At 61.0% G+C, this 21,212-nt stretch carries 21 protein-coding genes; 7 read left to right on the top strand and 14 right to left on the bottom strand.

Going from position 1 to position 21,212, the window contains the following annotated elements; genetic code table 11:
- Window positions 1-97: 97 nt before the first annotated feature.
- From panB to dksA, 10 genes are all read right to left on the bottom strand, one after another.
- The gene (panB, locus tag A0251_RS11850; RefSeq protein WP_062817065.1) at window positions 98-886 is read right to left on the bottom strand and encodes a 3-methyl-2-oxobutanoate hydroxymethyltransferase; all 789 of its coding nucleotides are present in this window, start codon (window positions 884-886) and stop codon (window positions 98-100) included.
- Window positions 887-1,064: 178 nt separating this feature from the next.
- A complete protein-coding gene (locus A0251_RS11845; protein WP_062817064.1) occupies window positions 1,065-1,766 on the bottom strand; it encodes a deoxynucleoside kinase in 702 nt (233 codons plus the stop codon).
- The gene (gene folK / locus A0251_RS11840; protein ID WP_062817063.1) at window positions 1,750-2,253 is read right to left on the bottom strand and encodes a 2-amino-4-hydroxy-6-hydroxymethyldihydropteridine diphosphokinase; all 504 of its coding nucleotides are present in this window, start codon (window positions 2,251-2,253) and stop codon (window positions 1,750-1,752) included. The genes A0251_RS11845 and folK overlap by 17 nt, the downstream gene beginning before the upstream one ends.
- A 115-nt stretch (window positions 2,254-2,368) precedes the next feature.
- The gene (gene pcnB, locus A0251_RS11835) at window positions 2,369-3,721 is read right to left on the bottom strand and encodes a polynucleotide adenylyltransferase PcnB (protein WP_231874226.1); all 1,353 of its coding nucleotides are present in this window, start codon (window positions 3,719-3,721) and stop codon (window positions 2,369-2,371) included.
- 39 nt (window positions 3,722-3,760) lie between these two features.
- Window positions 3,761-3,955, bottom strand: a complete 195-nt coding sequence (locus A0251_RS17405; RefSeq protein ID WP_156478287.1) for a hypothetical protein — start codon at window positions 3,953-3,955, stop codon at window positions 3,761-3,763.
- A gap of 360 nt (window positions 3,956-4,315) precedes the next feature.
- The gene (locus A0251_RS11830) at window positions 4,316-5,644 is read right to left on the bottom strand and encodes a sigma-54 dependent transcriptional regulator (protein ID WP_062817061.1); all 1,329 of its coding nucleotides are present in this window, start codon (window positions 5,642-5,644) and stop codon (window positions 4,316-4,318) included.
- A gap of 38 nt (window positions 5,645-5,682) precedes the next feature.
- A complete protein-coding gene (locus A0251_RS11825; protein WP_304438782.1) occupies window positions 5,683-8,640 on the bottom strand; it encodes a sensor histidine kinase in 2,958 nt (985 codons plus the stop codon).
- Window positions 8,630-8,806, bottom strand: a complete 177-nt coding sequence (locus tag A0251_RS17515; RefSeq protein ID WP_007149317.1) for a hypothetical protein — start codon at window positions 8,804-8,806, stop codon at window positions 8,630-8,632. Before A0251_RS17515 ends, A0251_RS11825 begins: the two co-directional genes overlap by 11 nt.
- Before the next feature lie 200 nt (window positions 8,807-9,006).
- Window positions 9,007-9,894 carry a tRNA glutamyl-Q(34) synthetase GluQRS gene (gene gluQRS / locus A0251_RS11820; RefSeq protein WP_062817059.1) on the bottom strand — a complete coding sequence of 296 codons (888 nt, stop codon included), beginning with the start codon at window positions 9,892-9,894 and terminating at the stop codon, window positions 9,007-9,009.
- A gap of 170 nt (window positions 9,895-10,064) precedes the next feature.
- A complete protein-coding gene (gene dksA / locus A0251_RS17205; RefSeq protein WP_063527162.1) occupies window positions 10,065-10,472 on the bottom strand; it encodes an RNA polymerase-binding protein DksA in 408 nt (135 codons plus the stop codon).
- 385 nt (window positions 10,473-10,857) lie between these two features.
- Here dksA and A0251_RS17400 point away from each other — a divergent pair, with 385 nt between their 5' ends.
- From A0251_RS17400 to sfsA, 3 genes are all read left to right on the top strand, one after another.
- Window positions 10,858-11,289: a hypothetical protein gene (locus tag A0251_RS17400; RefSeq protein ID WP_156478286.1), complete on the top strand. Its 432-nt coding sequence runs from the start codon at window positions 10,858-10,860 to the stop codon at window positions 11,287-11,289.
- Window positions 11,290-11,411: 122 nt separating this feature from the next.
- Entirely contained in the window at window positions 11,412-12,578 is a 1,167-nt protein-coding gene (locus A0251_RS11810) for an aminotransferase class I/II-fold pyridoxal phosphate-dependent enzyme (RefSeq protein WP_231874225.1), read from the top strand.
- Window positions 12,575-13,294, top strand: coding sequence for a DNA/RNA nuclease SfsA (gene sfsA / locus A0251_RS11805; RefSeq protein ID WP_062817057.1), 720 nt, complete (start codon window positions 12,575-12,577; stop codon window positions 13,292-13,294). The genes A0251_RS11810 and sfsA overlap by 4 nt, the downstream gene beginning before the upstream one ends.
- A 236-nt stretch (window positions 13,295-13,530) precedes the next feature.
- Here sfsA and A0251_RS11800 read toward each other — a convergent pair whose 3' ends face one another.
- Genes A0251_RS11800 through A0251_RS11790 form a run of 3 tightly spaced genes read right to left on the bottom strand, consistent with a single transcriptional unit; the run spans window position 13,531 to window position 15,839 of the window.
- Window positions 13,531-14,490, bottom strand: a complete 960-nt coding sequence (locus tag A0251_RS11800) for a serine/threonine protein kinase (protein WP_062817056.1) — start codon at window positions 14,488-14,490, stop codon at window positions 13,531-13,533.
- 7 nt (window positions 14,491-14,497) lie between these two features.
- A complete protein-coding gene (locus tag A0251_RS11795; protein WP_062817055.1) occupies window positions 14,498-14,830 on the bottom strand; it encodes a Rieske (2Fe-2S) protein in 333 nt (110 codons plus the stop codon).
- Window positions 14,831-14,834: 4 nt separating this feature from the next.
- Window positions 14,835-15,839, bottom strand: a complete 1,005-nt coding sequence (locus A0251_RS11790) for an adenosine kinase (protein ID WP_062817054.1) — start codon at window positions 15,837-15,839, stop codon at window positions 14,835-14,837.
- A gap of 252 nt (window positions 15,840-16,091) precedes the next feature.
- Between A0251_RS11790 and mrcB the strand changes: the two genes are divergently transcribed.
- The 4 genes from mrcB (at window position 16,092) to A0251_RS11770 (ending at window position 19,810) form a co-directional block, all read left to right on the top strand.
- A complete protein-coding gene (gene mrcB, locus A0251_RS11785; RefSeq protein WP_231874224.1) occupies window positions 16,092-18,329 on the top strand; it encodes a penicillin-binding protein 1B in 2,238 nt (745 codons plus the stop codon).
- Between the two features lie 125 nt (window positions 18,330-18,454).
- The gene (locus A0251_RS11780) at window positions 18,455-18,907 is read left to right on the top strand and encodes a tetratricopeptide repeat protein (protein ID WP_231866156.1); all 453 of its coding nucleotides are present in this window, start codon (window positions 18,455-18,457) and stop codon (window positions 18,905-18,907) included.
- Window positions 18,904-19,371 carry a Cys-tRNA(Pro) deacylase gene (ybaK, locus tag A0251_RS11775; RefSeq protein ID WP_062817051.1) on the top strand — a complete coding sequence of 156 codons (468 nt, stop codon included), beginning with the start codon at window positions 18,904-18,906 and terminating at the stop codon, window positions 19,369-19,371. The genes A0251_RS11780 and ybaK overlap by 4 nt, the downstream gene beginning before the upstream one ends.
- Before the next feature lie 76 nt (window positions 19,372-19,447).
- The gene (locus tag A0251_RS11770) at window positions 19,448-19,810 is read left to right on the top strand and encodes a glutaredoxin family protein (protein ID WP_062817050.1); all 363 of its coding nucleotides are present in this window, start codon (window positions 19,448-19,450) and stop codon (window positions 19,808-19,810) included.
- 48 nt (window positions 19,811-19,858) lie between these two features.
- Here A0251_RS11770 and hemL read toward each other — a convergent pair whose 3' ends face one another.
- The gene (gene hemL, locus A0251_RS11765; RefSeq protein WP_062817049.1) at window positions 19,859-21,139 is read right to left on the bottom strand and encodes a glutamate-1-semialdehyde 2,1-aminomutase; all 1,281 of its coding nucleotides are present in this window, start codon (window positions 21,137-21,139) and stop codon (window positions 19,859-19,861) included.
- Between the last annotated feature and the right edge of the window lie 73 nt (window positions 21,140-21,212).

The raw sequence follows: 21,212 nt of genomic DNA, 5'->3' as shown, positions 1-21,212 counted from the left end.
TCTTCCCCAAGCGTTTGTGCGCGGACCAAAATGCTGCAGTTTTACGATGTCCTGACCCGCGTTGTAGCTTGAAGCTTGTAGCTTGCCGCTGGTTTTTCTAGAAACAATGCTCATCGGCAGGAAAGCTGCCGTCTTTCACTGCCTGGTCATAGGCCTTAAAGGCAGCGCGGATGTCGCCGTTGTCTGCCATGAAATCCTTTACAAAACGGGCCGGTTTACCGGGGCTAATGCCGAGCATGTCATGCATGACAAGCACCTGGGCGTCGCATTCCGGGGCCGCCCCGATACCGATGACCGGCACACTCACTTCCCGGGTGATGCGAGCGCTGAGAGCCCGGGGAACGCATTCCAGCAAGAGCATGGCGGCGCCAGCCTGGTCCAGGGTCTTTGCCGCTTCCAGCAATTCGTTGGCGCCAGCGTCATCCTTGCCCTGGACCCGATAGCCCCCCAGTGCATTGACGGCCTGGGGCGTCAGGCCCAGATGGGCACAGACCGGAATGCCATTGCGATTGAGAATCTCGATGCTCTCCGCCAGCCAGGCGCTGCCTTCCAGCTTGACCATATTGGCGCCGGCCTGCATGAGCGCCGTGGCGGTTTCCAGCGCACGTTCCAGGGTGGCGGCCCCCATGAAGGGCACATCAGCAATGATCAGGCTGCCCTGATTGCCCCGGGCCACGCATTCCGTGTGGTAGGCCATCTGTTCCAGGGTCACCGGTACCGTGCTGCTCTGGCCCTGTATCACGTTTCCCAGGGAATCCCCCACCAGAATGGCGTCTACGCCGGCTTCCGAAATCAGCCGGGAAAAACAGGCGTCGTAAGCGGTGAGTACGGAAAATTTCTCGCCGTCCTGTTTGCGTTTATGCAGGGTGCGGATGGTTACTGACATGGGAAACCTCCCAGGGAAATTCAGTTGAAAGGTGAAAGTTGAAAGTTGAAACGCGGTCAAGTCTGACGCTGTGTACAGGTTGTGCCCGCGAGGCTGTCAAAAGTGTCGCGGGCAGGGCGTCATCAGAGAGGCGACATACTATTCCGCGCTTTTGAGCTTTCAACTTTGAACTTTCAACTCAGTCGACCAGCGGCCGGGGGTTAAAATAGTGGCGCCCGGAACGGATGTCCAGCAACTCGCTCACCAGTTGCTGGTAGTCGCGATCGTGGTTGACCAGATCAATCTCCGCCGCATTGACGATCAGCAGCGGTGCGCGGTCATAAAAATGGAAGAATTCGGTGTAGGCATCGCTGAGACGGTCCAGGTAATCGCTCTGGATGCCCTGCTCGAAATCGTTGCCACGGCGCCCGATGCGCTGGCGCAGTACCTGGGAAGGCGCCTGCAGATAAATCACCAGATCCGGTTGTGGTGCATCGAGAGTGAGGTGGTCATCCACATTGCGGTATAGCTCGAATTCATCATCGTCCAGAGTGACCCGGGCAAACAGCCGGTTCTTGTCGATCAGGAAGTCGGCGATACGGGGCCCGGCGAACAGGTCCTGCTGCTGGATCTGGCGTAACTGGTCGGCACGCTGAAACAGGAAGAACAGCTCGGTTTGCAGGGCATAACGGGCCGGGTCTTGATAAAAGCGGGTGAGGAAGGGATTGTCGCTGGCCTGTTCCAGCAGCAGGTCATAGCCAAAGGTCATGGCCAGGCGTTTCGCCAGGCTGGTCTTGCCGGCACCAATAGGCCCCTCTACCGCGATAAAGCGCGGCAGCGTGCGGGCCTGGCGACGTTGTTCAATGCGTTCGGTTAGGGTTTTGTCATTCGATGAGTGCATCGCGATCCAGCTCTGCCAACGGTGAAATCGGTTGTTCAGCTACCTGACCGAGAAAACTACGCAGTGCGGTGCCATCCGGCAAGAGGGCATGAGGGCAAATTTCCAGGAGCGGTTCCAGCACAAAAGCCCGCCGGGTCATTTGCGGGTGGGGAACCTGCAGATCGTCACTGTCAATGTGGCTGTCGCCGATCAGCAGGATGTCCAGATCCAGGGTGCGTTCGCCCCAATGGCGCAGGCGTTGCCGGCCCGCCGCCAGTTCCAGGGCCTGCAGGGTATGCAGCAGGGCGTGGGGGGAGAGGGGGGTGTCAATGTCGGCCACGGCATTGACGTAGTCCGGCTGGTCCTGGGGGCCCACAGGAGCGCTGGCATACAGGCGCGAATGGTGACACAGGGTCAGGCCGGGTAGCCGTTGCAGCGCCCGCAGGGCCGAGATCAGCCGTTGCGAGGGGTGGTCCAGATTGCTGCCAAGGCCAATGAACGCGTGCATAAGGGGTCTCGGTTCTGATCAGGAAAGGGCAGGCTGGGAGTTGCGAGAAGCGAGTTTCGAAAACCAACACCGGGTTGCCTTTCGAAGCTCGCTCTTCGTCACTCGCCTTGTTTTGTCAGCCTTCCGCTGCCGGCTTTTTCCGCCGCCGCCGTCGTCGTTTGTTGCCACCGCCGGACGGGTTGCCCAGCTGGCTGATCATCTGCCGGCGGCCCTGCTCATCCTGTTCCTGGTAGCGGGTCCACCAATCGCCAAGTCCCGGCTTGATTTCGTCGGCCTGCTCGCGCAGCAACAGGAAATCATAGGCGGCGCGGAAGCGGGGATGTTCCATCAGGGCATCAGCGCGCTTGCCGGCACGTTTATCCAGTCGCAGCTGCAGTTCCCACATTTCTCGCATCACTGTGGAGAAACGGCGCGGGATGGCGGTGTGCTTGATCTGCTGATTGAGGGCACGGGTGGCGCTCTTGTGCAGAGCCTGGGCCGGCGGCAGACCGCTGGAAAGGTAGTGCCCCATGCGCTGCTGAATCACCGGCCACAGCAGTACTGCATAGATAAAGGCGGGGGTGACCGGCTTGTTATCGGCCAGGCGTTTGTCGGTATTGTCCATGGCTGCCAGCAGCATGGCCTCCCAGATGTTCCCTTTGTCACCCTCCAGCGCTTGCTGGGTTTCCGGAAACAGGAAGCGAAACAGGCCCAGGTGCTGGAGTTGCTCGTAGGACTCCCGGGCATGGCCGCTGAGGAACAGCTTTAGCACCTCATCGAACAGGCGGGCGGCGGGGACTTGCAGCAGTAACTCGGCCAGTTCCGGAATCGGATCGCCGGTGGCAGGGTCGATGTGAAAGCCCAGTTTGGCGGCAAAGCGGGCGGCGCGCAGCATACGGACCGGGTCTTCCCGGAAGCGGGTCTCCGGGTCGCCAATCAGGTGGATGACCTCTTGTTCGATATCATCCAGGCTGCCGACAAAGTCATGCAGAGTGAAGTCGGCGATGTTGTAGTACAGCGCGTTGATGGTGAAATCCCGCCGCAGGGCATCTTCCTCGATACTGCCCCAGGTGTTGTCGCGCAAGACCAGGCCGGTTTCCTCGTGGGCGTGATGCTGGTCCCGGTCCGGGTTGTCCTCGCGATTCATGGCACGGAAGGTGGAGACCTCGATGACCTCACGGCCAAAACGCACATGCACGATCTGGAAACGACGACCGATGATGCGGCTGCGCTTGAACAGGCGATTCACCTGTTCCGGCGTGGCATTGGTGGATACGTCGAAATCCTTGGGCTCGCGACCGCAGAGAATGTCCCGCAGGCAACCGCCCACCAGATAGGCTTCAAAGCCGGCCTTGTGCAAGCCATAGAGCACATCCAGTGCAGCGCGAGACACCTGTTTGCGGGAGATGGGATGTTGGTCGCGGGGAATGACTCGCGGTTCGAACGTTCTGCGGTTTTTTGGGGAACCCTTCTTAAACCAGTCAGTCATACGTTCCAGGAACTTGCAGGGCATGCGTCAGTATTAGCCTCAAGGTGTGCAATAAAGCGGCGATAGTAGCACTTTTTCTCGTCTATTGAGATACTGGCCGGCTTGGGCGTGGCCCAGAAAGTAAAAAGGAGCCACAACCGAAGTTGTGACTCCCATATTTTGCGCTGATTCTGTTGTTATTATTGTTTGTGTTGTTTTCTGCCTTGTCGCTGCAATCATCAGTTGCAGCAGCATTGCATTGGCTCGTGAAATTATTCTTCTTCTTTCTTGTTGTTATTGTTGAGCCTGTACGCCGATGTTTTTTTTGTTAGCTGGCGTGGGATTCATAGTGCCCGTCACACCGGGGCAATGCAACAAAGAGTGAATTCCTTCAAAAACAAAGAGTTACGATCAATAATTAAAATAAACGTAAATAGTTTCACGAAATTTGTAACCTTGGTGTTACCTGCCTGTGTAGCGCGGCAACACTTATGCCCATCGCGGCTCTTTTGTCAGGAAATCCAGAACGGGGTGTGGGCATCAGGGCGCAATATTTTTTACATTGCCTGGCGCAAATCCCGTCTCGCCGGTTCTCTGGCCCGGACAAGCGGTTAATTAGCGGCGACCACCGGCTTTTTTGCGGGGAATGCCCAGTCGCTGCCGACGCTCCCACAGGCTCTTGCGACTGATGCCCAGTTTCTGGGCCAGCTCGGTTTCGGTCATGCTGTCCTGATTTTCCATGACAAAGCGGGTGAAATAATCCTCCAGGGACAGGTCTTCACTGGGATCCAGGCTGGCGCGGCTCACTCGCTGCGGGGTGCGGTTGGGGTTCAGCCCCAACTGGGAGGGGCCGATGCCGTCTTCTTCAGTGAGAATAATGGCTCGCTCGATCACGTTTTCCAGCTCCCGCACATTGCCGGGCCAGCTGTACCCGACCATGGCCTGCCAGGCCGCATCGGTAAAGTAGAGGTCGTGGCGATTGAGTTTCTCGCAGCCGCGGGCGAGCAGGGCGTTGGCCAGGCTTTGCAGGTCATCCTGGCGCTCGCGCAGGGGAGGAAGGGTCAGTTCCATCACATTGAGCCGGTAGTACAGATCCTGGCGGAAATGGCCCTCAGCAACCCGGCCGGGTAAATCCAGCTGGCTACTGGCAAGGATGCGCACGTCCACCTTGCGCGGTGACAGGGAGCCCTGGCGATGTATTTCGTGATGGGTGAGCAGGGTCAGCAGACGGCTTTGCACATCGCTGTTCAATTCACCGACTTCGTCGAGAAACAGGGTGCCGCCATCGGCTTCTTCGATGCGCCCGGCGCTTTCTTCATCGCCGAACAGTTCCGTCAGTTGCAGGTTTTTTGGCAGTGCGGCGCACTGTACCGAGATCAGCGGGCCGCCACCCCGTTCGCTTTGCTCATGGAGGGCGCGGGCGGTCAGTTCCTTGCCGGTGCCGGACTCGCCCATGATCAGCACCGGTGTATTGGTGGGGCCTACCCGCTGGATGCGATGCTTGAGCTCCTGCATGGCATCGCTGGTACCGATCATATTATGCACCGGGTAGCTGCGTTCCATATCCCGACGCAGAGCGCGATTGCCTCTATTCAGACGACCTTCCTTGAGCACCCGCTCAACGGCCAGCAGCATTTCATCGTGATCGAAGGGCTTGGGAATATAGTCCACCGCACCCTGGCGCATGGCGTCTACCGCGGAGCGCAGGCTGGCATAACTGGTCATGATCAGCACAGGGGTCGCGCCGGCAATGGCAATCAGGGCGGTGCCGGGCTCGCCGGGCAGGCGCAGGTCGCTGATTATGAGATCAAACTGATTGAGGTGCTGCTCCCGGGCCTGCTCCACGGAGTCGGCTTCTGCCACGGAGTGTTCGTGGCGTACCAGCAGTTTGCGCAGGGCACCGCGAATCACCGGTTCATCTTCAACAATCAGGATGTGACTCATGTATCGCTGGGTCCTTACTTGTCGGGTTGAGCAGGATACTACGTTTCCGGGTGCCCGGGGTCAGCAGCTTGTTGCTGGTGCACAGGCAGGCTGACCACAAAGCGGGTGCCGCCGTCATCGTTGAGCGGGCTTTCTACTCGAATGCTGCCCTGATGTTCTTCAATAATACTGTACACAAGCGCCAGCCCAAGGCCTGTCCCGCGCCCCGGTGGCTTGCTGGTGACGAAGGGTTCGAACAGGGCGTCGCGCAGGTTGTCCGGGATGCCGTGACCCTGGTCTTCCAGCAGAATATCGAGGAAATCCCCACGGGGCTCACAATGCACGGTGACCGGCAGCGCCTTTTCGCTGGCATCGGCGGCATTGCCAAGCAGGTTGATAAACACCTGCAACAACCGCTGCGGATCACCTTTGACCCAATGGCTGGCCGGGCAGTGGTTCTCGAACGGCTGCTGGCGATGATCCGGATCCAGCAGCAGTAATGAAATGGCTTCGTCCACGGTATCGCGAAGGTTCACCGGCACCTGTTCGCTGAGCTTGATGCCGCCGGAGTGACTGAAGGTCACCAGGGATTCCACAATGCGGGTGATGCGTCGGGTCTGCTCGAGGATCTGGTCGCAGGCTTCCTGTTGTTCCTGCGGGTCGCTGTCTTCATCCAGATTCTGGGTCAGGCAGGCAATAGCGGTAACCGGGTTGCCAATTTCGTGGGCCACGCCGGCGGCCAGTCGGCCGATGGAGGCGAGTCGTTCGTTATGAGCCAGGTGGGCCTCCATGTGGCGCAGTTCGGTAATGTCCTCGATCACCAGTACCTGGCCCCCGGCCTGTTCGGCAGTGCCGGCCCCCATCACTTCGGATTTGTGCAGGCTCAGCCAGCGGGTCTGATTGTCCACTTCCAGGGCCTGTTGGGGCTGGTGGGGGTTGTCGTCGTGACTGAAGCGGGTGAAGAAATCGCCCCAGGGTGCATCCAGATCCGCCAGCCGTGACCCGATGGTGTTCTCGGCGGTGATGCCGGTGAGACTTTCCATGGCCCGGTTCCAGCCGATGATTTCCCGGTCAGCCCCCAGGGAAATCACCCCCATGGGCAGTTCCAGAAGAGTCTGACGATGGAAGCGGCGCAGGCCGTCCAGCTCCGCCGCCAGCCCGGACAGACGGTCCCGGTATTGCTCCAGGCGGGATTCAATGAACTGGATATCCTCGCTGGAATGCTGCTCTTCCTCCGGCAGGTAAGGCAGGTGGTCGTCGATCAGTTGGTGGGATACCGAAGGACCAAGCAGGCCGGACAGGTTGGTTTCCAGCTGATCACGCAGACGGCGCAGGGCATAGGGGCGGGTTTCCGTGCGCGGCAGGTGCAGATCCCGCAGGGACATTTCCACCTCCCGGGTGGCCGTGATGGGCCCCAGAGGCTGGCTCATGGCATCAATAAAATCGTCCACGCTCTTTGCTTCCAGCTCCCAGCGATAGGGGCGGCGCAGGCTGTCGACCGCACAGGCCTCGGCGGCGTTCTTCTCCGATCGGGACATGGGCGTGACGATGGACACGATGGCATAGATCAGCGCATTGGCGGTGACTGAGGCAATGGCCACGTGGTGCCATTGACTGGCGCCGCTCTGGAAGCGCATGCCCAGCAATTCCATCAATGGCTGGAACTGCCAGTTCGGGTAGGCGATGGGAACCAGCAGCAACATGATCCACAGGATAAAGCCGACCAGCAGCCCGGCGAACAGGCCGTTGCGGTTGCCGGAGGGCCAGAACAGGGCGCCAATCAGTCCGGGGACAAATTGCAGGGTGGCCACAAAGGTGAGCACGCCCAGTTCCACCAGGGTGTGATCGGTGCCGGTGAAGCGGTAGAACAGATACGCCAGGGCCAGAATGGCGGCGATCAGGATGCGCCGGGTCCAGAGCAGATTGCGATACAGGTTCTGGCCCTGCAGCGGGCTGGCGGGCAGTACCAGGTGATTCAGGCACATGCCGGACAGCGCCAGGGTGGCCACGATCAGCATGCCGCTGGCCCCGGCCAGGCCGGCAATATAGCCGAGCACCGCACCGTGGCCACCGCTAATCATGCCGATACCCAGGGCGTAATAATCCGGTGGGGTGGGGGCATTGCCGGCAGCTGCGGCCCACAGGATGACCGGCACGCACAATGCCATCAGCAGGAACATCAACGGCAGCGCCCAACTGGCGGTGATCAGGGCGCGGGGGTTCATGTTTTCGGTAAAGGCCATGTAGAACATGTGCGGCAGCACCACGGCGGAGACAAAGAACGCCATGATCATGGAATGCCAGGTGCCGTCCTGCAGGGGGTAGTAGAGCCGCGCCAGCATTTCCGGGTGGTCATCCAGCCAGGCGTTGAGGCTGGCGGGCCCATCGAACACGCCATACAGGCCGAGCAAGGCCACTGCGCCGAAGGCCAGCAGTTTGATCAGCGATTCCATGGCAATGGCCATCACCAACCCTTCGTGTTTCTCCCGGGCGGTGGTATGGCGGGCGCCGAACAGGATGGCGAAGATCACCATCATCAGGCAGAAGCCGGCGGCCAGGTCGCGGGGGTCGGCAGTGCCACTGAGGATCTGGATGGATTCTGCGACCGCCTTCAGTTGCAGCGCCAGCAGGGGCAGTACCCCGATCAGCATGATCAGGGTCGTCATGGCGCCAGCCAGTCGGCTGCGGTAACGGAAGGCAAACAGGTCCGCCAGGGAGCTGAGCTGGTAGGTCGTGGTCAGCCTCAGGATCGGTGCCAGCAAAATCGGGGCGAGCAGAAAGACCCCGGAAATCCCCAGAAAATAGGACAGGAAGTTGTAGCCGTACTGGTAGGCATAACCCACTGAACCGTACACGGCCCAGGCACTGGCGTAGACCCCCAGCGACAGCACATACACCGCCGGGTGACGTACCCAGTGAGCCGGCAGCCAGCCACGCTCGGTGATCCAGGCCACCGCAAACAGGAACAGCAGGTAGCAACCGGCAATCAGGATCAGATCGCTGACACTATAGACCATCGACATCCTTGCTCTTGGCAATCCAGTAGCTCAGGGCGATCAGGCCCAGCCAGATCAGATAGGGGCGATACCAGGCGCGCCCACCTTCGCTCCACCAATCGATGATGGCAGGAGAAAGCAGGTAGGTGCCGAGAATGAAGATGATCAGCAGTCGGTCGGTATACATAGGTGGTTTAACCCCTCCGGGCCGATGAGCATACGCCAGGGGGTGAGGCGTGTAAAAGCGGAGGCTGAGTTGAAAGTTCAAAGTGTAAAGTTGCAACGCGGGCCAGGTCGAAGGCCTGGCGAGGTCGTGCCCGCGATTCATGGCACGGGCGCGGGCACGGACAAACAGAAATCACGAAACCCTCTCGCGCTTTTAAACGTTCAACGTTGAACTTTTAACTCATCGGGCAATGGCCGCTGTCGGCCCGCGGGCCACTGGTGATCCGGGTAGTGCGCCGTGCCCCATGCCAATAGCACTGCGGGGCGTTCGTCTTGCAGGTCTGAGGGCGGCTGCAGTCCCAGGCAGTGAAGGGCGGCGGTGAGTAGCTGGCTGGCTCGAGTGGGGTCCAGGGCCTCACTGCCGGTGGATTTGGACAGCTTCAGGTTCCGGCCGTCGCTGACCACCGGCAAATGCGCATACTCCGGCGCAGGCCTGCCCAGGCATTCCAGCAGCCAGCGCTGGCGCAAGGTGGAATCGAGCAGGTCCGCACCACGCAACACATGGGTAATACCATCATCCGCATCGTCCAGGGCGCAGGCCAGCTGATACCCGAACAGGCCATCGCGACGACGAATCACGAAGGCGCCACCGTCCTGGTGCAGGTTGTTGCTGATTCGCCCCTGAATGCCATCCGGGTAGTCCAGTTCCCGGTCGGGAACCTGCAGGCGGATGGCGGTATCCTCGGCCGCGGGCACACTGGCACTGATGCCGGGATGGTTATGGTTGAGGGCGGCCAGTTGTTTGCGGGTCAGGCGACAGTGAAAGGCGTGGCCGCGGTCGAGCAGGGCATCCACGGCTTCTTGATAGGCGAAGTGACGCTGGCTCTGGTAACGCACGGGCCCATCCCAGTGCAGGCCAAAGGTTTCCAGCTGACGCAGAATGGTATCGGCGGCACCGGGCACTTCCCGGGGCGGGTCCAGATCGTCCACGCGGATCAACCATTCACCGCCCGCGTGGCGCGCTTCCAGCCAGCTGGCCAGCGCAGCCACCAGGGACCCGAAATGCAGGGGGCCGGAGGGGGTGGGGGCGAAACGTCCGCGATAGGTCATAAAGGCAGTGAACAGTGAGCAGTGAATAGTGAACAGTTAACAGCGGCGCGCCATGCCTGTGTGAGGAGTTTAAACGCAAGAAGCCGCGCACAAGGGCTGGGCGCGGCTTCAGGCGTTTCAGGAACAACAGCCTGCTATTGCGAACTGTTCACTGTTAACTCTTCACTGGTTTATCCGGCCAGCTGCTTTTCCTTGATCTCCGCCAGTTCCTTGCAGTCGATGCACAGGTCGGCGGTGGGGCGGGCTTCCAGGCGACGGATGCCGATTTCAATGCCACAGGCTTCGCAGTAGCCATAATCGTCCTTGTCGACCAGATCCAGCGTCTTCTCGATCTTCTTGAGCAGCTTGCGCTCGCGGTCACGGGTGCGCAGCTCCAGGGCAAACTCTTCTTCCTGGGTGGCGCGGTCAGCAGGGTCAGGCAGGTTCGCCTGCTCATCCTGCAGGTGGTGCATGGTGCGATCCGCTTCTTCCATCAACTCCTGGCGCCAGGCCAGCAGAATCTGGCGGAAGTGCTCTCGTTGTTTCTCGTTCATGTACTCCTCGTTTTTGGCCGGCATGTAGGGTTTGAAACCATGCATTTGGGCCTGCGAGGAAGATGAGGCGGTTTTCTTTTTCACGTTTGCTTTTACCTGAGCAGAAGTGGTGGATCGGCTCGGCGAAGTCCCTTTGCCGGCAGTCGCGGTCCGTGCGTTACCGGTGTTCGATGCGTCTCTGGCAGCGGCCCGGGCCGCTGCGGATGCTTTCCCTGAGGTCGGCAGTTTTGTTCTAGGTGCAGCCGGTGCTGCTTTTTTGGCTGCCGGTTTCTTGGCAGCGGGCTTGCTGGCCTTCGCCGGCTTGGCGCTGGCAGCAGTGGATTGGGTTTTCGCGACGGCCTGTTTCGCCGCTGGCTTGCGGACTGCCTTTTGAGCGGCAGGCTTACTGGTCGGCGCTTTCGCTGCGGCCTTTTTGGCCGGGGCTTTTGGGGTGGCTGTTTTCTTGGCTGCAGGTTTGGCGGCGGTCGCTTTTTTGGCCGGTGCCGTTTTCTTGGCAACGGCTTTCTTGGGCGCTGCCTTCTTCACGGCGGCCTTCTTGGCCGGTGCCTTTTTGGCGGCTGGCTTGCTGGTGACTTTCTTTGCGGCCGCTTTTTTGGCTGGGGTCTTTTTGGCTGCAGGCTTTGCCGCCACCTTCTTCACCGTGGCTTTCTTGGCAGGGGCCTTCTTTGCAGCGGCCTTTTTGGCTGGTGCTTTGCGGGCAGCAGTGGATGAGGTGGCTTTTTTGCTGCTGGAAGCAGACCCGGTGGTTTGTTTTTTAGCCGCCTTTTTCGGGGCTTTCTTTTTGCCGGTGGCCATTTTGATTAACTCCCTTAGCATCTTCTCGACTCTCTATCCTGTGCCACTATCCCTAGGGTCTGCTTGATATCACCAAGCACGGGCGTAATGTAATCTTTCGACCTTACCCCTTCCGGGTAAGTCTTGTCACCAGTTGGTGAAAATCTGGCCGATTATAGCCATGCCACCCCTATAGGAAAGAGGAATCTTGTGAGCACGCTGTCGCATTTCGCCAAACAGATCCCGCCTTTTCACGTAATGGCACTGCTGGAGCGAGCCCAGCAACTGGCCGCTCAGGGACACGATGTGATCCATCTGGAAGTGGGCGAGCCGGATTTTGAAACTCCGGCGCCGGTGCTGGAGGCCATTGCCGAGGCAACCCGTGAGCGAGGCACCGGCTACACGCCGGCGGCAGGATTGCCTGCTTTGCGCCAGGCCATCGCGGATGATTACCGGGACCGTTTTGCCGCTACCGTATTGCCGTCACAGATCGTGGTGACGCCAGGGGCTTCCGGTGCCCTGCAGCTGGCGCTGGCGGCGCTGATCAATCCCGGGGACGGTGTATTGCTGTGTGATCCGGGTTACCCCTGCAATCGCCAGTTTGTGAATCTGGTGGGGGGGCGGCCTCAGCCACTGGTCTTGAAGGCGGACAATCATTTCACGCTGACCCGCAACGACTTGCTGTCGGCCTGGCAGTCGAATACCCGCCTGGCCATGGTCGCCAGCCCGGATAACCCCACCGGTAACATGTTGTCGCTGGATACCCTGCAGGCCATGGCCGAAGGGGCCGTGGAGAAAGGGGGGCTGTTGCTGGTGGATGAAATCTATCAGGGGCTCTGTTACCGCGGGCCGGCGGAGTCGGTGTTGTCGCGTACCGATCAGGTGATGGTGATCAACAGCTTCAGCAAATACTTCTGCATGACCGGTTGGCGGCTGGGCTGGCTGGTGGCGCCGGAGCCGCTGGTGCCGGCCATTGAACGGTTGGCCCAGAACCTGTTTCTGGCACCGTCCACGCCAGCGCAGCACGGTGCCCTTGCCGCCTTGCAGGAGCCGACGCTGACGATCCTGGAGCAGCGTCACCAGCTGTTTGCCCGTCGCCGCCAGTGCCTGCTCAATGGCCTGGCGCATCTCAAACTGCCGGTGGTGTCCAATGCCGACGGGGCGTTTTATGTGTATGTGGATGTGAGTGCCTGGACCGATGACAGCTTTGCCTTCTGTGCAGACCTGCTGGAAAAGGAAAAAGTGGCCATGACGCCGGGGCTGGATTTCGGTGCCGGCCATGACCCTCACCGTTATGTTCGTCTGGCCTATACCTGCGCCGAGTCCCGTCTAGTCGATGCCCTGCACCGCTTGGGCCGTTACCTGGAGTCCCTGTGAAGTTTGATCCCCCCCTGGAACGCGTCACCCTGCTGCGCCGCTACAAGCGGTTTATGGCCGATGTGGTGCGCGCCGATGGCAGCGAAATGACCGTGCATTGCCCGAATACCGGCTCCATGAAGCACTGCGTGTTGGGCGAGCCCCAACTGGCGCTGATCTCCGACAGCGGTAACCCCAAGCGCAAATATCGTCATACGCTGGAGGCGGTGCAGGTGGCTCACGGCCATTGGGCGGGGGTCAATACCAGTCGCCCCAATGCGCTGGTGGAGGAAGCCATTCGTGCCGGCGCTGTTACCGGGCTGAACCCCGGCAGCGGAGTGGAACGGGAAGTGAAATACGGTGACAGCCGCTTTGATCTGGCACTGGGAGAGCGCAGCGATCCCCATACCTTTGTGGAAGTGAAAAATGTCACGCTAGGTCCCGGGCCAAATGATCCGGATGACGGTGTCATTGCCTTCCCGGATTCGGTGACCGAGCGGGGCCAGAAGCATCTACTGACCCTCATGGAGGTGGTGGCGTCCGGCAAGCGGGCGGTGCTGTTTTTCTGTGTGCAGCACAGTGGGGCACAGGCCGCCCGGCCGGCGGATGAAATCGATGCCCGCTACGGGGTGCTGCTGCGGGAAGCGGTGGAGAAGGGGGTGGAGGTACTGGCGTGGAAGGTGGCGTTATCCGCCGATGGTTTTCGGCTGGAACACCCCTTGCCAATACAGTTGTAGGAGTTCCTCTCGAGAGACGAACCAGGTGCCAGCGTGGAAAGCACCTGCAAGGCCAGCAACGTCGTTTCTGTGAAACAGGGCGTCTCTAGAGTGACTTGGCAGCCCCTGCCTCGCCTTTTCCCTCGCCTGGGCTCGGCTTCGTCCCTCGAGAGGAACTCCTATAGCAGCGGCTTTAGGAAACACGGTGCCAACCCTATCGCGCCGCGAGCGGCGCTCCTACGGAAACGCGTTTTCCTCTACAGCGGGGTCTGCAAATTGCGCAGTTGCTGCTGCAACAGTTCCGTCTGATCCCGCCAGTAACTCATGGATTCAAACCAGGGAAATGCCGGCGGAAAGGCCGGGTCGTCCCAGCGTCTGGCCAGCCAGGCGTCGTAGCAGATAATGCGCCGGGTGCGTAGCGGTTCGATCAGGGTCGTCTGTTGCCAGGGGAAGGGCAGGAAGGTGTCGTAGCCGCGGGCCAGCACCCGAAGCTGGTGTTGTTGTTCGTCCTGCTCGCCGGACAGCAGCATCCAGATGTCCTGCATGGCTGGCGCCCGCAAGCTGTCATCCAGATCCACGAAATGCGGTTTGTCGTCGCGCCACAGGATATTGCCGGTATGACAGTCGCCGTGCACGTTGAGTAGTGGAAATTCCACCTCGGCCAGGTGATGTTCAATCTGTTCCAGCAGCTGGCCGCACACATCCCGATACTGACTGCGGTAATTCAGGTCCACCACGTCATTGATCAGGAAGGTGCTGGCGGCGCGAATGTCGGCCAGCGGGTCCATGGTGTGGCGGAGCTCATAGGGCCGATCGCTGCCGCAGGCATGCCAGCGGGCCAGGGTGCGACCAAGCTGTTCCAGATGGTTGTCGTTATCCAGCTCCGGCGCATGGCCGCCGGCTCTGCGGAATACCGCAAAGGCAAAGCCGTCGCAGTGAAACAGGGTGGTGCCGTTCTTTTCGATGGGTGCGACCACCGGCAGGTCCCGCGCCACCAGGAACAGGCTGAAGGCATGTTCTTCCAGGATCTGTTCATCGCTCCAGCGTTGTGGACGATAGAACTTGACGATGACCGGCGGGCCCTCTTCCTGGCCCACCTGGTAGACCCGGTTCTCGAAACTGTTCAGCTGCAGCAGGCGACCGTCGCTGAGGAAGCCGGCGGCGTCCACAGCGTCGAGCATGTAATCCGGGGTGAGGTCATCAAAGGGATGGCTCATAAGCGGCTCAGGCCGGCACCTCGACGGGGCCAAGCCACACCTCGTCACCACGCACTTCAAGGGGAACCGGGATCAGCTTGTCGCCACTGCAGGGGCCGGACAGGCAGTCGCCACTATCAATCTCGAACAGGGCGCCGTGGTTGGCGCACATGATGAACTGGTTGTCACTGTCCATGAACTGGTCCGGCATGAAGTTCAGCTCGATGCCCAGGTGCGGGCACCAGTTGACGAAGGCACGTACCAGCCCATCGTGTTTCACCACGACCACGGGTTGGCCGTCTTTCTGGAATTCCCGCGCACTGTCGTCGGGAATGTCGGTCAGGTTGCAAACGTGTTCCATGTGATCACTTACCTAAAATATCTTGGCGAATCTGCTGGTGGGTCTCGGCGCTCAGGCGCGGGCCGAATTCTGTCACCAGGCGGGCGGCGGCGGCGGCAGCGAGGTTGCCGGCGGTAACAAAATCATGGCCATGGGTGATGGCATACAGAAAGGCCCCGGCAAACATGTCGCCGGCACCATTGCTGTCGATGGCTTTCACCGGCAAGGGCGCGATTCGATGCGCCTCCTCACCGTCCCATACCAGGGCGCCGTCGGCGCCCAGGGTGATGACGGCGGAGCGGCAGACGCTCTTGAGTTTTTCCAGGGCGGCCTCGGGGCTGTCGGTATCCGTGTAGCTGGTGGCTTCCGCGTCGTTGCAGAACAGCAGGTCCACGCCGTCGCCCAGCATCTCGGACAGGCCGTCCTTGAAGAACTGCACCATGGCCGGATCGGAGAATGTCAGGGAGGTTTTGACACCGTGCTTTTCTGCCAGCTGGCGTAGTTTGATGGCTGCCGCCCGGGAGCTGTCACCACTGACCAGGTAACCTTCCAGATAGACATAGTGGCTGGCGGCAATGGCGGCTTCGTCCAGTTCTGCCTCGGACACCTGGCTGGAAATGCCCAGGAAAGTATTCATGGTACGCTCTGCGTCCGGGGTCAGCATGACCAGACACTTGCCGGATATACCGCGGTCGCGGCTGCCGTTCATGTTGGTGTCCACGCCGGCGGCGGTCAGATCGTTGACGAAGATATCGCCGGTGGCATCGTCGGCAACCTTGCAGGCGTAATAGCCATTGCCGCCGAAATAGCGGGTGGCCACCACGGTGTTGCAGGCAGAGCCGCCACTGGTTTGCTTGTGAGGCTCGGCTTCGTCTGCCAGGGCGGCAATCAGTTCTGCCTGGCGGGCTTCGTCCACCAGTGTCATCAGGCCCTTGCCCACATCCATGCGCTCAAGAAAGGCGTCGCTGACCTCGATCTCCGTGTCCACCAGGGCGTTGCCGAGGGCATAAACGTCGTATTTTTTCGTCATGGATGCTCCGTGTTCTGATTCAGAAAAGGCAAGGCGGCTATTATGGGCGCCCCGGGTCCGGTTGCAAAATTTACTCAAATTCCCGTGAAGGGAACGGATACGTCCCGACAGACTCATAAAACACTCACACTTTTCTCTATACTCCGGCCCATGGCAAAAAAAGCGAAAAAGTCCCCCGCGCGATCGCGGCGGCAACCAAATCGGAAAAAACGCAGCAACGGCGCGCAGCGTCGCTGGTTCAGCTGGCCCTTTGTGGGCAAGGTGGCGCTGGTGTCTCTGGTGCTGGGGGCCGCCGGGCTGGCGTATCTGGATGCGCTGGTCCGTGAGCGTTTTGATACCCATGTCTGGCAACTGCCGGCCCGGGTCTATGCCCGGCCAGTGGAGCTCTATGAAGGCCGGGTGCTGTCCCGCGAGGATATGCTCAAGTTACTGGACCTGATGCGCTACCGGCGCGACTCACGGGCGTCCACCCCGGGGAGCTATGCGGTGCAGGGCAGCAGTCTGTTACTGCATACCCGCGGTTTCAGTGACAGTGATGGCGGGGAGAAGGCCGAACGTATCCGGCTGAGCCTGTCTGGCGGGCAGATACGATCTCTTGAGGCCGGCGGCGACCGTCTGGCTCGTCTCGAACCCCTGCAGATTGGCAGTATTCACCCCCAACACGCGGAAGACCGGGTGCTGGTGCCGCTGGACAAGGTGCCGCCCTTGTTGGTGGACATGCTGATCGCCACGGAGGATCAGGCGTTCTATGACCACCATGGTATTTCCCTGCGTGGTCTGGCCCGGGCCATGCTGGCCAACATCAAGGCCGGTCGGCTGGTACAGGGTGGCAGCACCCTGACACAGCAGCTGGTGAAGAATTTCTGGCTTACTTCCGAGCGCACCTTGTCGCGCAAGCTGCTGGAAATGCCCATGGCCATGTTGCTGGAGTTGCATTACAGCAAGGAGCAGATTCTTGAGGCCTACCTGAACGAGGTGTACCTGGGTCAGGACGGTGCCCGTGCCATTCATGGTATGGGTTTGGGCGCCCAGTTCCTGTTCGGGCGCCCGCTGGAAGAGCTGGAGCCTCATCACCTGGCCACGTTGGTCGCCCTGCTCAAGGGGCCCAGCTGGTATGACCCGCGCCGTCACCCGGAACGGTCCCTGGATCGCCGCAACACGGTATTGAAAGTGGCCATGGACGAGGGCGCCTTGTCGAAAGCGGATTACGACAAGTACAGCAACCGTTCGCTGGAAGTGGTCCCCCGCGGTGCCTCGGCGCTGTATGCGTTTCCTGCCTTTATTGATCTGGTGCGTCGCCAGCTGGCCAGGGATTACCCGCCGGAGGTGCTCAGCGATGAGGGGCTGCGTATTCACTCCACTCTGGATGTGCTGGCACAGCTGGCTGCGGAGGGCGCCCTCCGTGACCACCTGAACCGTCGCGATCCTGACGAGAGCAAAAAACTGAATGGCGCCGTGGTCGTGGTGGCCCCGGCCCAGGGGGATGTGCTGGCCCTGGTCAGCAATCGCAGCTCCCGGGAGGCGGGTTTCAACCGTGCCCTGGATGCCCAGCGTCCCATCGGATCGCTGGCCAAGCCGGCGGTGGTGTTGTCGGCGGTGAGTCAGCCCAAGCAATGGTCCCTGGCGACCCAGGTGGAAGATGGGCCTGTGCAAGTGACGCTGCCCAACGGCACCACCTGGTCACCGCAAAACTTCGACAACCAGTCCAGGGGTGCCATGCCGGTGGTGGATGTGCTCACCTACTCCCGTAATCAGGGCACGGCCCGGCTTGGGCTGGATGTGGGCCTGGACAGGGTGGCTGACACCATGAAGACCCTGGGAGTGACCCGCAATATTCCCCTCTACCCCAGCATTCTACTGGGGAGTCTGGAACTGACCCCGTTCGAGGTGGCGATGATGTACCAGCCGCTGTCCACCGGGGGCTTCAGTACCCGCCTGCGTTCCATCACCGATGTGCTCGACAAGGAAGCCAAGCCGCTGGCCCGCTACCCGGTCAATACCGATGAGGTGGTGGACGCCGGGCCGGCTTTCCTGACCCAATGGGCCATGCAGCAGGTGGTCGAGAAGGGGACCGGGCGTGCCGCCCGGGCGTCGCTGCCTGAAGCGCTCAAGGTGGCCGGCAAGACCGGCACCAGTAATGATTTTCGTGATGCCTGGTTTGCCGGTTTTTCCGCCAACCATCTGGCGGTAGTCTGGGTGGGTCGGGACGATAACCGCAATGCGGGCATTACCGGGTCCAGTGGTGCCTTGCCGGTCTGGGCGCAGTTGATGGGCAAACTTCCCCAGCGCAGCCTGTCACAAACTCCGCCCGCCGGCGTGGAGTGGGTGTGGATGAACCCGGACGGTCGCCGCACCAGTGCCGAGGGCTGCAGCGACGCCCGCCGTTATCCCATGCTGGAAGTCTCGATTCCCCAGGAAAGCGACGGCTGCGGGAAAGTGAAGGAGACCGGCAAGGGCATCAAGGGCTGGTTCAAGGGGCTGTTTGACTAGTGACGGTTAACCGATCCCGGGGACAACGCGAATTTCACCGGGCATGCCTCGTTTTCTGAGAGGCTGCCCGCCGCCGCAACGCGCGATCAAAGTGGCGCGTTTCAGGGATGTTGAGGATGTGGACAGTGAAAAGACTTATTCAACTGGTGTTGATCAGTGTGGTGCTCGCAGGGTGCGCGGTTCGGCCCGCGGTTGAGGAACCGGCGGAACCGATGACCGCCAGTCAGGAACTGGAAGGCTCGCCGGCACTGGGGTTGTTGAGCCGGGCGGAACAAGCCCGTCAGCAGGGCCAGACATCGGTGGCGGAGCGTTATCTGGAGCGGGCTCTCAATATCGCCCCGGATTCATCCTGGCTATACAAAGAGCTGGCAGGCCTGCGGCTTTCCGAGGGCGATCCCCGGGGGGCGGAAGGCTTCGCACTAAAGGCGTTGCGTCTGGCCCCGGACCATGATGACTACCGCGCCGGCTTGTGGGACCTGGTAGCCACTGCCCGTGACCGCCAGGGCGACAAGGCGGGGGCCCGCCAGGCCCGCGACAAGGCCGGGGAACTGCGCAATCCGAAGGCCAGGCCGGTATGACACCCGCCGTAGAGGCGGCAAAACAGGCCGGCATGCCTTTTCAGGTGTACCGCTACGAGCATGATCCCAAGGCCGAAAGCTACGGACTGGAGGCGGCGGAAGCCCTGCAGCTACCTGCGGAAAAAGTTTTCAAGACACTGCTGACCCTGGTGGATGCACAGCCGGTGGTCGCCATGGTGCCAGTGGCCCATCAGCTGGACCTGAAATTTCTCGCCATGGCCCATGGCGGCAAGAAAGCCGCCATGTGTCCAGCGGACAGGGCACAACGGCTCACTGGCTATGTGCTAGGCGGCATCAGCCCGCTGGGGCAGAAGAAGCGGCTGCCGTTGTACCTGGACAGCAGCGCCAATGGACAGGACCGGATATTCATGAGTGCCGGGCGGCGGGGGCTGGAAATCGCCATGGCACCGACGGATCTGCTGGTGTTGACCGGGGGGCATAGCGCGCCATTGGTTCGGGTTTGACGGGCCGCGCGGTGTGGTTGGGCACGGCCGGGTGGTGGAAGAATCGGGTTACGGATGACAGTTGGGGGGATGGACGATGGGAAAAATGGTGGTGTTGGTGGGGGTGCTGGTCCTTTTGCTGGTGCAGTTCCGGGGAGAATTGCGTGAGGCCATGGGGCTGCCTGCAGAACCGGGTATTGCGATGCCTGCCACACTTGCGGCGACCAACCGTCAGCCGGATCTGATTATGTATTCCACGCCAACCTGTGGGGTGTGCCGGCAGGCCCGAAGTTATTTTTCTGAACGTGGCATTGCCTATGAAGAGCGGGATGTGACACGCAATTCCCGTTACGAAGAGGAATGGCGCCGTCATGGGGGTCGCGGTGTGCCGTTGTTCCTGATTAACGGCACACCGTTCTCCGGGTTTAATCCGCAGGTGATGGACCAGCGTCTACGCTAGCGTGCCTGCGGGCTGGCAGCTCGCCGACACGCGTGCGGCGCGGTGTGGTTATACCGTCGCAAACGCCTTGCGGGCCGCGGCAATGGTGGCCGCGATATCTTCATCGCTATGGGCTGCTGACACAAAGCCTGCCTCAAAGGCGCTGGGTGCCAGGTAGATGCCCTGGTCCAGCATGGCATGGAAGAAGCGGTTGAAGCGTTCGCTGTCGCAGGCCATCACGTCTGCAAAGCCGCTGATGCGACTTTGATCCGTGAAAAACACGCCGAACATGGCCCCCGCTTGCGCGGTGGTGAAGGCGACCCCCTCCGCATGGGCGGCTTCGGTCAGGCCGTCCAGCAGGCGGGTGGTCTTTTCGGCCAGGGCGTCATGGAAGCCGGGTTCACTGAGCAGGTTCAGGGTGGTCAGCCCGGCGGCCATGGCCACCGGGTTACCGGACAGGGTGCCGGCCTGGTAGACCGGACCCAGCGGCGCCAGGTGTTCCATGATGGCTTTCTTGCCGCCGAAGGCGCCCACCGGCATGCCGCCACCGATGATTTTGCCCAGGGTGGTCATGTCCGGGGTCACGTCATAGAGCGCCTGGGCGCCGCCCAGGGCGACCCGGAAACCGGTCATCACCTCGTCGAAGATCAACACGGAGCCATGGTCGTCACAGTACTGGCGCAGGGCCTGCAGGAATGACTTGGTGGGGGGCACGCAGTTCATGTTGCCGGCTACCGGCTCGACGATGACGGCGGCAATCTGGTCGCCGTATTCCTGGAAGGCCGTCTCCACACTGGCGGCATCATTGTAGTCCAGTACCAGGGTGTCACCGGTGACGGCGGCGGGCACACCGGGGGAGCCGGGGATGCCCATGGCGCCGGAACCGGCTTTTACCAGCAAGCTGTCCACATGGCCGTGGTAGCAACCCTCGAATTTGACGATCTTGTCGCGACCGGTGTAGCCCCGGGCCAGGCGGATGGCACTCATGGTGGCTTCGGTGCCGGAGTTGACCATGCGCACCATGTCCATGGAGGGCACCAGTTCGCAGACCTTGTCCGCCATGGCCACTTCGGTGGCGGTGGGGGCGCCAAAGCTGAGGCCGTTCTGTACGGCGGCCTGCACGGCGGCAATCACCTGGGGATGGTTATGACCCAGAATCATTGGCCCCCAGGAACCCACATAGTCGATGTAGCGATTGTCGTCTTCATCGTACAGGTAGGCGCCGCTGGCGGAATGGAAAAACACCGGGGTGCCGCCAACGCCCTTGAAGGCGCGCACCGGGGAGTTAACACCGCCGGGAATATGTTTCTGTGCCTGACGGAAAAGCTGTTCAGAGTGCTTGCGGCTCATGGTGTGTCCTCTTGCTTTGGCTGTTGGCGACGCCTGGCATCGCAGGCCGCGCGGGCGGCGGTGTGCGCCGGGC

The organism is Alcanivorax sp. NBRC 102024 (assembly GCF_001602235.1).
Classification (GTDB): domain Bacteria; phylum Pseudomonadota; class Gammaproteobacteria; order Pseudomonadales; family Alcanivoracaceae; genus Alcanivorax.
This window is presented reverse-complemented; position numbering and strand designations above follow the sequence as displayed.